Below are 11,748 nucleotides of genomic sequence, written 5' to 3'. Positions count from 1 at the left end.
ACACCACCGGCCACGCGCCGCAGAATCCCAAGCGTGGCCGGTGTGTTTATTACCCACCCAAATGCGCTTCAAGCATCAACACATCCAGTTCGAACGAGCCGTCTTGCTGCACCGCGTAGTAGTGCCGTACTTCATCAGGGGCCTCGGCCCACAGCGCACGGATCGCCGCCACACGCGGCGCTGAAGTGCGCATCCGCGCGACCCAACTGGCGAATTCGAGCGGCAAACGCCAGCGCTCCCGCACCACCGCTTCAAAGCCCGCGCCCGCAAACAACGCGAGCCATTCGTCCGGGTGGTAATTGCGGATATGCGAGCCATCGCGCAACACCTCGACCGCCTGCAAATGCGTATCGAGCAGCGGGTCGTCATTGCCCGCGATATCGACAAACAGCACCCGCCCGCCCGGTTTAAGCACCCTGCGCACTTGCGCCAGCGCAGCCGCGACGTCGCGCCAGTGATGCGCGCTCATCCGGCTAATCACCCAGTCGAATGCAGCCGCCGCAAACGGCAAATCCTCTGCCGCCCCTTGTTGGGTGCGAATGTTGTCCAGGCCACGCTCAAGCGCCGCGGCAGCGACTGTCGCCAGCATCGGTGCAGCGATGTCATACGCCACCACGGAAGCCGCGTGCGGTGCCACGGCAAAACTCGCGTGACCCGCGCCACATCCCAGGTCCAGCACCGCCGCGCCTGGCGTTGCGGCAATCGTCTCGGCCAGGGTGCGCAAATCCGCACCGGTGGCATGGACCTGGCTTGTCAAATAAGCGGCGGCCGTCGCGCCAAACGCATCGGCCACCTGATCGTGATGTTTCATCGGAACGCCTCTTTCCTTGTCTTGTGTAATCGCCCGCATTGCCGCATAGCGGGCCCTGAACTTGATGCACGGCCCAAGCCGCATGAACTGAAACCACGCATGAACTCCGTATCAGCCGCTCATGCAGCACGCATGCACGGCACATGCACCAGTGCGCTCGGGCCACGCTAAAGCGCGGCCAGTCGCTACAATAGAGCCCGCCTTGTACCGGTACAAGGCAAGTGATTATTCTGGTATCTAAAACACCCGGTGCCCTTCATGACGCTCCCGCCCCCTGCTCCCGCCACCACCACGCCCGCGCATGCGCTTGGCGAATTCATCCGGGCCCATCGCGAGCGGCTTTCGCCGCAAGCGCTTGGGCTGCCACCCGGGCCGCGCCGCCGCACGCCCGGCTTGCGCCGCGAAGAAGTCGCGCAGTTGTGCGGCGTCAGTCCCACCTGGTACACCTGGATCGAACAAGGCCGGCCGGTATCCGCCTCTGCCGATGCCCTGGCGCGGATCGCCGTGGCGCTGCAACTCTCGCGCGCCGAACGCGCCTATCTGTTCGAACTCGCCGCACAACGCGACCCGGCTGAGCCCGACCCGGCCGCCACCGACGCCCCCGCCGCGCTGCTCGAAACCGTGCAACTGGTGGCCGCCCCGGCATATGTGCTCGACCGGCAATGGAACGCGCTGGCGTGGAATCCCGCCGCCGCCGCGCTCTTCGTCGGCTGGCTTGATGGCACGCACAACCGCAACTTGCTGAGCTTCACCTTCACCGAGCCCGCTGCCCGCGAACTGATCGTCGACTGGGATACCCGAGCGCGGCGTCTGGTCGCGGAGTTTCGCGCCGACACCATCCGCCATCTGAACGACGCCCCCACGCGCAATCTGATCGACACCTTGAGCAGCACCAGTGAGGCGTTTACCCGCTTCTGGGCATCGCAAGACGTCGGCGAGCGCGAAGGGGGGCAGCGCGAATTCCAGCATCCGCAACACGGCCGGCTGGTGTATGACCAGATCACCTTCAAGCCCGCTCAGCGCGAAGACCTGAAGCTGGTGCTGCTGGTGCGCCGCTAGCACGCGGCAGCTTCATCACTTCCGCACGCCCGCCCAGCGCCCAGGCTGGCATCCAGCGAGCGCATTCCGGGCCTCAACAGCGCTGTGCCCCGATGGTAAAATCCGCGCCTTCCATCCGGCTGAGGCGTTTGTCTGCTGCCCAGCCCCTCCACTGCACGCTTACGGCCCAACAACATGACGTCCCAACTGCATAAAAAAGGCGAGGCCTGGTCGGCCCGTTTCTCCGAACCGATGTCCGATCTGGTCAAACGCTATACGTCGTCGGTGTTCTTCGACAAACGCCTCGGGCTAGTCGATATCGAAGGCTCGCTGGCGCACGCCGCCATGCTCGCGGCCCAAGGCATCATCGGCGCGGCCGATCTCGCCGCGATCCAGCAAGGCATGGCGCAGATCCGTGGCGAAATTGAACGGGGCGAATTCGACTGGCAGCTTGATTTAGAAGACGTTCATCTGAATATCGAGGCCCGTCTGACCGCACTGATCGGCGATGCGGGTAAGCGGCTGCACACCGGCCGTTCGCGCAATGACCAGGTCGCCACTGATATCCGCCTGTGGCTGCGCGGCGAGATTGACCAGACCAGCGCACTGCTCAACGCACTGCGCGCCGCGCTGATCGACCTCGCGGAACAACACGCCGCGACCATCATGCCGGGCTTCACGCATTTGCAAGTGGCACAGCCAGTGACCTTTGGCCACCATCTGCTGGCCTACGTCGAGATGTTCGCGCGCGACGCTGAACGCATGCGCGACTGCCGCACCCGGGTGAACCGCCTGCCGCTTGGCGCGGCAGCGCTAGCGGGCACCAGCTACCCCATCGACCGCGCAGCGGTGGCACGCACGCTGGGTTTTGACGGGATCTGCGCGAACTCGCTGGATGCGGTGTCGGACCGGGATTTCGCCATCGAATTCACCGCCGCCGCTGCGCTCGTGATGACACACGTGTCGCGTCTGGCAGAAGAACTGGTGTTGTGGATGAGCCCGCGGGTCGGCTTCATTGATCTGGCCGACCGCTTTTGCACCGGCTCGTCGATCATGCCGCAGAAGAAAAATCCGGACGTGCCGGAACTGGCGCGAGGCAAGACCGGGCGGGTCAACGGTCATTTGATGGCACTGCTCACGCTGATGAAAGGCCAGCCACTGGCCTACAACAAGGACAACCAGGAAGACAAGGAACCGCTGTTCGATACGGTCGATACCGTCACCGACACGCTGCGGATTTTTGCCGAACTGGTATCAGGCATCACAGTCAAGTCAGACGCGATGCGTTCAGCCGCGCTGCAAGGTTTTTCGACTGCGACGGATCTGGCGGATTATCTGGTCAAGCGCGGACTGGCGTTTCGTGATGCGCACGAAGCCGTGGCGCGAGCGGTGCGGATTTGCGTCGACCGTCAATGCGATCTGGCCGATTTGACGCTGGAGCAAATGCGCGCTGAATTGCCGAACGTCGCGCATCTGATTGGTGAGGATGTGTTTGAGTATCTGACGCTAGAAGGCTCAGTGGCCAGCCGCAACCACCCGGGCGGCACCGCCCCGGAGCAGGTGCTGGCCGCCGCGCGCGCAGCACGCGCGGCACTGCCACACCAGGCGTGAAACAAAGCGCTGCTGGAGCGATTGCGCGAACGCACATTGCCTCCAGCAGCGCTGCACCGGCCGCGAAGCATCGCCTGCCGGGTGACTTAAACCCCCTACGCTTTCGCCACTTCTTCAGGCTTCAACTCAACAATCGCATCGAGTGCGGCCTTCACATCCATCGCGTACCGGGCGAGGCTCTTTTGCTCATCGGTTTCCGGCACGAATGAAGGCACTTGCACCGGGTGCCCATTCTCATTGACCGCCACCATCACGACGAGACAGTCGGTGGTTTGCAATAGCTCACCGCCTTTGGGATCCCCCGCATGCACCGACACATGGATATGCATGCTGGTGCGCCCGGTGGTCACGATACGGGCTCGGAGTTCGACCAGATTGCCCACCAGAATGGGACGGCGAAAACGGATATTGCCCACGCTGACGGTCACGCAATAGCGCCCCGACCAGACTGCGGCGCACGCATAGGCGGTCTCGTCGATCCACTTCATCAGCGCGCCGCCATGCACCTTGCCGCCAAAATTGACCGAGCTAGGCTCAGCCAGAAAACGAAAGGTGGTCGCGGAGCGGTCCAGCGCCGCTATGGTGGGAAGATTCATGTTGATTCCAGCTCCAGTCAGACAGACTTCATTTCACAAAAGCGGCCGATTATAAAGTCATGCGCGGAGCCAGACGCGGCAGCCGAGACCTCATCGCTACGCGCGTTCACAGCCACGCGCGTTATTTGCTGCGCCAGGTCACGCCTTCGTCGATCGTGCCGTACATCGTGATGCCACTCGAGCCCGAGCGGCCCGAATTCGCCGCATTCCCCCCTGACACACAGGCGCTGCACAGCAACGCGAGCAGCACCAGCGCAATCCGTTGTTTCATGAAAAAACTCCTGAAGAACCTGCACGTGAACCACGTGAAAAAACCAGTGCGCCTGCAAGCGATGCAATGCAATGCAATGCGCCACGATGACGAAGACAACATCAACATCAGCGTACCTGGGCCCAGCCATGAAAAAGCCCTCGCCATGCCTGATTGATCTGCATGGCGAGGGCTCTGGATCTGCCTCACAGCAACGCGTCACGCGCTAGTTCATACCGCCATCGGCGCGCTCAGCGGCGCATGGTGCTGGTATCCGGTGAGTGAGAAATCCGACGGTTCGATTTGCTCCAGCCATTGCGGTTCGTACACCCCGGTTTGCGCGTAATCCGGCACCCGCTCGGCAATCACGCAACGCGGGCTGTCAAACGGCTCGCGCGTCAATTGCTGTTGCAACATCTCAAGCTGGTTTTCATAAATGTGGGCGTCGCCGATGAAATACGTGAACCAGCGCGGGGTATAGCCCGTCAAGCGTCCGACCAGTTGCAGCAACGCCGCGCCTTCGGTCAGGTTGAACGGCGTGCCAAGCCCGACGTCGTTGCTGCGAATGTAAAGGCATAGCGAGATCTCACGCCGCGCCACATTCGGCAGGAACTGATACAGCAAATGACAGGCAGGCAACGCGATCTGGTCGAGCACAGCCGGATTCCATGCATGAAACAAAATGCGCCGGTCGGCTGGGTTTTGCATGATCGTGTCGAGGCATTGCCGCAACTGGTCGATCGCTTTATAGAGCAAGACCTTGCGCTCGCCGCCTTCGTCAAACTCAGTGATGAACTGGAAACCGCGCGCGGTGGCATCCGCCAGCTGGGCGCTGGCACTGGCATCCAGCACCTTGTATGCGGGCCATTGACGCCATTGCACGCCATATACGTCACCGAGATCGTCCGGGCCAGCACGGTATGGATTGGCCAGCCACTGAGGATTAGCGTTGGCGTTGGCGTCCCACACCTTGCAGCCCAGCGCGCGAAACTCCGCCGCACTGCGCGATGCGCGCAAAAACCCGACCAGCTCACCAATAGCCGATTTAAACGCGAGTTTTTTTGTGGTTACCGCCGGAAAGCCTTGTTGCAGATCGAAGCGCAGCATCGCGCCTGGCATGCTGATGGTGCGAATTCCAGTGCGGTTTTCCTGCCAGGTGCCGGTCTCAAGAATCGTGCGAACGAGGTCGAGGTACTGTTTCATGCGGATTCCTTCAGCCAGGCGCATAGCCGCGCCAGCGGCAATTGAACAACAATCCGCGATTCTAGCAAGCAAGGCAGCCCATCGCCGGGGTGGTCATGGGCTTGGCCGTTCAGGGTGGTGCTCATGCAGTGTGCAACGGCCTCCGGCCAGGTTGCCAGCGCCACGGGCCACACCGGGCAGCGCGGCCCACCCGGCCGCCGCATGCCGGACCGCACCGAGCCACACCGGACCGCACCGAGCCACACCGGACCGCGTCGAGCCAAGCCGGACCACACCGGACCGAGCCAAGCCAAGCCGGGCCACATCGACTACACCAAGCCAAGCCACACCAGACGCTAAAGCTGCAACGCCACGCCAGCCGGCAAATCACGAAGCTCAGGCGGTGCGCCCTCGTCCTGGCGCATGCCATGCGCGCACAGCAGCCGGTACAGCGTCACGCGCGAAATGCCCAGCTCGGACGCGGCCTCGCTAAAGCGTCCGCGATGCCGCAGCAGCGCACGCTCAATCGCCTGCCGCTCGGCGGCTTCGCGCGCCTGGGCCAGCGAAACTGGCTGCGTCGCCACGTAATCAGCCAATTCCAGATCGGCCGCGCTCAACGCACGTGTGTCCGACATCACCAGCGCCCGCCGCACGCGGTTAATCAGCTCACGGACATTGCCAGGCCATGGGTAGTTATGCAGCGCCGCAATCGCATCGGGGGTAAAGCCGCGCACGCGGCGGCTGGTGTCTTTCCTGAAACGCTCGAGCATATGCCGCGCCAGCAACTCGATATCCTTGCCCCGCGCGCGCAACGGCGGCTCATCAAGCTGCAGCACGCACAGGCGGTGATACAGGTCAGGCCGGAAACGCCCGTCTCTCATCGCCGCCTGCAAATCGACGTGAGTCGCAGAAATAATCCGCACATCGACATCAACCGAGCCATGGCCACCTAGCCGCTCCACTTTGCTTTCCTGCAAAAAACGCAACAGGCTGGCCTGACTTTCAAGCGCTAGATCGCCAATCTCATCGAGAAACAACGTGCCGCCGTGGGCCGCTTCAATCCGGCCGATCTTGCGCTGGTTCGCGCCGGTAAACGCACCACGCTCGTAGCCAAACAATTCGGACTGCAGCAGATGCGGTGGAATCGCACCGCAGTTGATCGCCACGAACGGTGCCTGCCGCCGTATCGAGCGCTCGTGAATCGCTACTGCGGTCAATTCTTTTCCAGTGCCGGATTCACCTGAGATAAACACCGGGGCATCGGTCAGCGCAACCTTGCGAATCAGCCGGAACAACTGCAGCATCGGTTCGCACGAGCCCACCATTTCGCCTTCGCTCCGCGCCATCTGGCCTTGGCTGGCCAGCGGATCGGCCAGCACTGCCATGCCAAATGCGTGTCCCACTGAATCGACGATCCGTTCGCCAGAAGACGGCACCGTGACGTAATCGAAACAGTAGTCGCGCACCAGCCGCCGTAGCCCGCTATCGCCAAGCTGGCCCGCCGTGGCAGTGGCCACCCAACCGACATGCGGCAACGTGAGAGGCGCTTCGAAAGCCGCAATTTCATGGGCCGGAAAAGCGCTCGACAGATCCAGCAGCCCACCGGTAGCGCCCCGGTCGCGCGCGGCGCGGCTAGCCTCGCGCGCCGAAGCGGCCACTTCAACCTGCCAGCCGCGCTGATGAAACCGGTTATACAGTTCGGCACAAGGATGGCGGGAGACATAAATCAATTGCCGCGTTGCGAGTTCCATTATTCACGTCCTCTCTCGTCAACACATAGCAGGAATAATCCGCCTGATCTGAAAAAATCCACCCCGAATAAATTATCAGGCCATTTCTTTCAGGATTATTTCAGACAATTATTCAAGCCCATGCGCTTTGTGAAACCCCGTCAATATGGCGTGCGATTCAAAGTCTCTGCCATGAATCATGGTTTTCGTTGCCGCTATTTTGAGCGAGCTTACTACATGGGCGCAGGGCGAAAAATAAATATCTAAAAGCCTCGGCATAAACCCTGATTAATCAGGGCGATTATTGTTTTAATTGAACAGAAACATCCGTGTAAAACGTTTGCGCAATATTTTTATGCCATTTTCTCTAGATTTATCTGCCAGAGCGCTAGCCACTTTGGGCTGAATTTTTATACCCCGTTACAGCCGTGAATCATTTTTCTTCGATTTACGCTTGTATGCCTTTGATGAATTGCGGCAACCCCAGTCGTAGCAATGGATTGCGTCTCCTGGCACAGCTTTCGCTAAATGCCTTGCACCACGGAGACACTTCATGCCCCTCACTTTCGAGATTCACTGGCGCAGTTTCAGCGTCACCGTCTGGCCAGGCACCTGGCTCAGCGTAGCGCTGGCATGCGGCGCACTGTCTGGCGGGCTCCATGCTCAAGAGACCAGCGCCATCGAAGCGGCCAGCACCGTGCTGCTCAGCCATGCCGACCTCGCCCCCACGCCCTTCGTCATGCCAGCGCCATCAGCGTTACTCGTTCGAGGCATGCCCGAAGCAGCCCACTCGTCTGCTGATGCCAATGCTGCACCCGCAGACCCAGCACCCGCCGCAGAAAGCACCGGGCTCATCGCTGCCGTGCTGAACCTGACGCCTGGCACCACCAGCACTGGCGCTGCACTGGACGACCAGATGCTGTCGGCGCAGCGCGGCGGTGCGGTCGGCCAGTTGATGATCGCCGCGACGCCACAGCTGATGCGCAGCAATAGCACCAGCACCAGTAACAGCATCACCTTATGGGACGAAATGGCCCCGCCTATGCCGCTACCGGTTCCGGTAGACGCCGCCACCCGCTCGACTCAAAGCAATCTCACCAGCTACCAAAGAAAGTAAGTCATACCGAATGACGCGAGTCCGAGCTCAAGGCCGAGGTGCCGCACTCGGGCCCGCCACTGGGGAATAAAGATGAAAACGCTTCGCTGCACCGCTTACCGCCAGGCCCTCACCCCGCTTTGGGCGCGCTTGCTAGGGGTGCTTGCTCTCAGCGCGGCGGGGTTCGCCAGCGCGCAACAGGTGACCAATCCGGGCGACATCATCGTCGAGCGCCAGATCACGCCGCGTATCGCGTACCGCCCAGTGCCCAAGGATCAGGACCCCGTTGCCGTGCGGGCCACGACTTTTCCGGCGAATACGTTTGATCCGGCGATCGCCACGCTGGTTTCGGATACCGACCTGACCAATGCGCACGGTTCGAATGGCATCACGCCAGGTGGCGCGCTGGGCAACACCGGGCTGCAAGCGGTCACACGTTTGCTCAGCGGCTCCGCGAGTGGCGGCAACGTCGCTCAAGGGGTCGGTGCCAGCGGCGGTGGCGGGCTGGGCAGCACGATTTCGTCCTCGGTGACGGGCGCGCTCGCGCCGTTATCGGGTGCATTGGGCGGCGCGCTCGGAGGTGTGAGATGAGCCCGCGCCGCGCGCCCCACGCATGGCGTCGCCAGTTGGGCGTCAGCGCCATCTGGCTAGCCAGCCTGTGCGCTGCCAGCGCCAGCGCACAGCGTGTGCCAAGCGTCGATGGCCAGGCCGACATCGCCACCGGCGTGGCTAACGGTGCGCGCGGCGTGCTGGCGGTGAATCAGACCGCAGGCCTGAATAACGCCCAGGCCAATCAGGTCACGCTCACCACCGCCACGGCAACGTTCAACGACAACGCCAGCGCGCAACGCAGCAGCGGTGCCGCTCGCGTGCCACGCGCCAGCGCGGTGATTTCAGGCAACGCCTTTTCGAATACGTCTGGAGCGGTTCTGGTGAACCAGTCTGCAGGCGCGGGCAATCTTCAGCGCAACAGTGTGCAGATCGGCACTGCCGCGCCAGGAGTCGAGACCGTTGGGGATGGGGAACTCTCCGCCATGGTGTCGAAAAACAGTGGTGTGGGGCCCTCTGTCAGGGTTCAGGGCGTACGTGAAGCAGCCATCTCCAACGATGCCTTCAAGAACGTCAGTGGAATCGTGCAGATCAACCAGACCGCTGGAGCCGGTAACGCAACGGCCAACAGTTTTGTGCTCCGTCCCCCGGCGGGCACTCTTTTTAACTGACCACCCTTCAGCATCGGAGCGACATCATGAAACGCACTCTCATTGCAGCCGCTGTGCTCGTCGCAGCATCGGGTAGCGCCTTCGCTAGCGGGATCAATCCGATCCTGTTCAATGCCACGCTTGTCGGTGAAGCGGTGGGCATTGGTGGCTGGGTGACGTTGTTTGGCTGCGTCGGCGTCTCCAGCACCGCTGGCGCAGTCGTGAGCAATACCCAGAATGTGATGTCGAACGCCTCGCTTAGCCCGAATGCGCAGAGCTATTCGACCGGCAGCGTCACCACCAGCATCAACAACCGCGCCAGATCCTCGCAAAGCAGCGGCTCCGTGTTCGCACTCAGCAGCGCCGCGCATTCGTCGTCCTCGACTAGCTCACAAGGCTTCCAGGCTTCGTCGGGCTACTCGTATGGCAATCAGGGCAGCTCGATTGCCGGTGGTGGCTACAACTACAGCCAGCAAGCCTCGGGCATCGCCGGGAGCTTTAGCAACAGCCATCAAAGCCAGGGCGGCCATATCTCAGCCGGAGGCCAGGCAGGGGGCAGCTATGTGTATGGCGGCTTGAACGGCTACTTTGGCGGCTTCGGCTTCTACCACACGCAAGGGGGCTTCTCCGGGGGCTATCAGGAGTCTAGCTACAGCAATGCCTCGCAGGTGGCCGGTGGCTTTGAGGCCTCTCAAGGCTCGGGTCAAGGCGTAGCGTGGGGCTTCCATGCCAGTCAAGGTTCTGGCGGACACGCCTTTGGCGAGCAATCAAGCGGCTATTCGAACCATGCCTCGCAAGAGAGCAATAGCTTTGCCGCAGCCTGGGCCGCGAACTCAAGCTCAAGCAGCACCGATGTGCGAGTGCATGGCAGCGTGACGCAGCACATCAACACGCAACAGGCTGGCACGCTCACGGCGACCACGGGCACAGGTGCAGCCCAGTCAGCCTCGGGCAACATCGGCATCAACATCGCGGAAGGCATCAACAATGCGCAAAGCAACGACGCGTCACTCGCCTCGGTCGATGCGGGCAACGTGTTCGGCAATGCGCAGATCTTCAGCACGCAGACCTCTGGCGGCAATGCGTCGATCAACAACTTCAACGTCAATGCCTCGGTGGGTAACAACTCCCTGCAAAACGCCTCAGGCAACGTTGGGGTGAACGTCGCCTCGGGTATCGGCAACGTGCAGAACAACAGCCTCGCCGCCGCAACCTCAACGGTCTCAAGCCATCACACCTCTGATGCCGCAATGGTGGCCACCGACCAGAACAATCAGACCGCAGGCCTGAACTTCATGGGTACGTTTGAAGGCACGGCAATGCTGGGTGCAGGCGCACTGAGCAACGCTACCGGCAACATCGGCGTGAATATCGCCGGTGGCGCAGGCAACGTGCAGCACAACGGCCTCGCTATCGCCTCGATGAACGTCAGCCATTAACCACGCAGCAAAAACCAGAGCTAGATCCAGGCGCTGACGGCAACACATGCCGCCAGCGCCTGGCCTGAGAGGGAGGCCAGCATGTTCGGGAGAAACCCAGGCCCAGCGTGGCGTCAAGCCATCGCGCTGGGATGTTGCTGTCTCAGCTGTGTGGCTGCTTGCGCGCAATCGGGCATCGACTTGAACAGCCTGGCTGGCGTGCCGCTGCACAAAACCCTGCACTCGATGAAAGACCTGCGCTACAGCCACATCGTCAGCCAGCAGTTTGACTACAGCTGTGGCTCGGCAGCGCTCGGCACACTCCTGAAATACGGCTATGACATCGATATTCCGGAACCCGAACTGATTCGCCGGATGATGGTGTTTTCCACCCCGGAAGTCGTGGTGAAAAACGGCTTCTCGATGCTCGACATGAAGAAGTTCGTCGAAACCATCGGCTTGCGCGGCAGAGGTTTCCGGGTCAATAGCGAAGCGCTCTATCACTTGCAGATTCCGGTGATGGTGCTGATGAACATGGACGGCTACGAGCACTTCGTGATCGTCAAGCATGCAGAAGAAGGCCGCATTTTTATCGCGGACCCGGCACTCGGCAACCGCATCGTGCTGGAACGGGACTTTGCCAAAACCTGGAACGGCCTGGTATTTGCCGTGGTCGGCAAACCTTTCAAGGAGGACTCCCCGCTTTTGCAGAACAACGAGTCGCTCGCACTCAAGCTGCGCACCCGTGCGCTAGCCGACGGCACCGCGGCGACCCCTTTCGTCGAATTCGGCTTGATCAAGGCAGACTTGTTCTGAC

13 protein-coding genes are annotated in these 11,748 nt (G+C 61.6%); 8 read left to right on the top strand and 5 right to left on the bottom strand.

Annotated elements, in window-relative coordinates; translation table 11 throughout:
• Positions 1-49 precede the first annotated feature (49 nt).
• The gene (locus tag GH656_RS05125) at positions 50-811 is read right to left on the bottom strand and encodes a class I SAM-dependent methyltransferase (protein ID WP_153074886.1); all 762 of its coding nucleotides are present in this window, start codon (positions 809-811) and stop codon (positions 50-52) included.
• Between the two features lie 258 nt (positions 812-1,069).
• Here GH656_RS05125 and GH656_RS05120 point away from each other — a divergent pair, with 258 nt between their 5' ends.
• Positions 1,070-1,870, top strand: a complete 801-nt coding sequence (locus GH656_RS05120) for a helix-turn-helix transcriptional regulator (protein ID WP_153074885.1) — start codon at positions 1,070-1,072, stop codon at positions 1,868-1,870.
• Between the two features lie 174 nt (positions 1,871-2,044).
• Positions 2,045-3,460: an argininosuccinate lyase gene (gene argH / locus GH656_RS05115; protein WP_153074884.1), complete on the top strand. Its 1,416-nt coding sequence runs from the start codon at positions 2,045-2,047 to the stop codon at positions 3,458-3,460.
• 95 nt (positions 3,461-3,555) lie between these two features.
• Here argH and GH656_RS05110 read toward each other — a convergent pair whose 3' ends face one another.
• Positions 3,556-4,056, bottom strand: a complete 501-nt coding sequence (locus tag GH656_RS05110; RefSeq protein WP_153074883.1) for an acyl-CoA thioesterase — start codon at positions 4,054-4,056, stop codon at positions 3,556-3,558.
• A gap of 121 nt (positions 4,057-4,177) precedes the next feature.
• Complete coding sequence (locus GH656_RS17735; protein WP_174769697.1) at positions 4,178-4,327, bottom strand: hypothetical protein; 150 nt, start codon at positions 4,325-4,327, stop codon at positions 4,178-4,180.
• Here GH656_RS17735 and GH656_RS05105 point away from each other — a divergent pair.
• Positions 4,326-4,484: a hypothetical protein gene (locus tag GH656_RS05105; RefSeq protein ID WP_153074882.1), complete on the top strand. Its 159-nt coding sequence runs from the start codon at positions 4,326-4,328 to the stop codon at positions 4,482-4,484. The genes GH656_RS17735 and GH656_RS05105 overlap by 2 nt on opposite strands.
• Positions 4,485-4,537: 53 nt before the next feature.
• Here GH656_RS05105 and GH656_RS05100 read toward each other — a convergent pair whose 3' ends face one another.
• A complete protein-coding gene (locus GH656_RS05100) occupies positions 4,538-5,509 on the bottom strand; it encodes a thymidylate synthase (RefSeq protein ID WP_153074881.1) in 972 nt (323 codons plus the stop codon).
• 335 nt (positions 5,510-5,844) lie between these two features.
• Positions 5,845-7,239, bottom strand: coding sequence for a sigma-54 dependent transcriptional regulator (locus GH656_RS05095; RefSeq protein ID WP_153074880.1), 1,395 nt, complete (start codon positions 7,237-7,239; stop codon positions 5,845-5,847).
• Between the two features lie 532 nt (positions 7,240-7,771).
• Between GH656_RS05095 and GH656_RS18030 the strand changes: the two genes are divergently transcribed.
• The 5 genes from GH656_RS18030 (at position 7,772) to GH656_RS05070 (ending at position 11,747) form a co-directional block, all read left to right on the top strand.
• Positions 7,772-8,335 carry a hypothetical protein gene (locus GH656_RS18030; RefSeq protein ID WP_246184208.1) on the top strand — a complete coding sequence of 188 codons (564 nt, stop codon included), beginning with the start codon at positions 7,772-7,774 and terminating at the stop codon, positions 8,333-8,335.
• A gap of 72 nt (positions 8,336-8,407) precedes the next feature.
• On the top strand, positions 8,408-8,905 hold the full coding sequence (locus GH656_RS05085; protein ID WP_246184207.1) for a hypothetical protein: 498 nt from the start codon (positions 8,408-8,410) through the stop codon (positions 8,903-8,905).
• Positions 8,902-9,534 (top strand): hypothetical protein, encoded by a 633-nt coding sequence (locus GH656_RS05080; protein WP_153074879.1) that lies wholly within the window; start codon positions 8,902-8,904, stop codon positions 9,532-9,534. The genes GH656_RS05085 and GH656_RS05080 overlap by 4 nt, the downstream gene beginning before the upstream one ends.
• Positions 9,535-9,560: 26 nt before the next feature.
• Positions 9,561-10,952 (top strand): hypothetical protein, encoded by a 1,392-nt coding sequence (locus GH656_RS05075; RefSeq protein WP_153074878.1) that lies wholly within the window; start codon positions 9,561-9,563, stop codon positions 10,950-10,952.
• A gap of 81 nt (positions 10,953-11,033) precedes the next feature.
• Positions 11,034-11,747: a C39 family peptidase gene (locus GH656_RS05070; RefSeq protein ID WP_153074877.1), complete on the top strand. Its 714-nt coding sequence runs from the start codon at positions 11,034-11,036 to the stop codon at positions 11,745-11,747.
• Position 11,748 lies beyond the last annotated feature (1 nt).

The organism is Paraburkholderia bonniea (genome assembly GCF_009455625.1).
Taxonomy (GTDB): domain Bacteria; phylum Pseudomonadota; class Gammaproteobacteria; order Burkholderiales; family Burkholderiaceae; genus Paraburkholderia; species Paraburkholderia bonniea.
Note: the sequence above shows the minus strand (reverse complement) of the source record. Positions and strands in the feature narration are given on the sequence as shown.

Coding starts and splice junctions, on each gene's coding strand:
- GH656_RS05125 (WP_153074886.1), bottom strand. CDS start 811: ATGAAACATCACGATCAGGTGGCCGATGCGTTTGGCGCGACGGCCGCC.
- GH656_RS05120 (WP_153074885.1), top strand. CDS start 1,070: ATGACGCTCCCGCCCCCTGCTCCCGCCACCACCACGCCCGCGCATGCG.
- argH (WP_153074884.1), top strand. CDS start 2,045: ATGACGTCCCAACTGCATAAAAAAGGCGAGGCCTGGTCGGCCCGTTTC.
- GH656_RS05110 (WP_153074883.1), bottom strand. CDS start 4,056: ATGAATCTTCCCACCATAGCGGCGCTGGACCGCTCCGCGACCACCTTT.
- GH656_RS05105 (WP_153074882.1), top strand. CDS start 4,326: ATGAAAAAACTCCTGAAGAACCTGCACGTGAACCACGTGAAAAAACCA.
- GH656_RS17735 (WP_174769697.1), bottom strand. CDS start 4,327: ATGAAACAACGGATTGCGCTGGTGCTGCTCGCGTTGCTGTGCAGCGCC.
- GH656_RS05100 (WP_153074881.1), bottom strand. CDS start 5,509: ATGAAACAGTACCTCGACCTCGTTCGCACGATTCTTGAGACCGGCACC.
- GH656_RS05095 (WP_153074880.1), bottom strand. CDS start 7,239: ATGGAACTCGCAACGCGGCAATTGATTTATGTCTCCCGCCATCCTTGT.
- GH656_RS18030 (WP_246184208.1), top strand. CDS start 7,772: ATGCCCCTCACTTTCGAGATTCACTGGCGCAGTTTCAGCGTCACCGTC.
- GH656_RS05085 (WP_246184207.1), top strand. CDS start 8,408: ATGAAAACGCTTCGCTGCACCGCTTACCGCCAGGCCCTCACCCCGCTT.
- GH656_RS05080 (WP_153074879.1), top strand. CDS start 8,902: ATGAGCCCGCGCCGCGCGCCCCACGCATGGCGTCGCCAGTTGGGCGTC.
- GH656_RS05075 (WP_153074878.1), top strand. CDS start 9,561: ATGAAACGCACTCTCATTGCAGCCGCTGTGCTCGTCGCAGCATCGGGT.
- GH656_RS05070 (WP_153074877.1), top strand. CDS start 11,034: ATGTTCGGGAGAAACCCAGGCCCAGCGTGGCGTCAAGCCATCGCGCTG.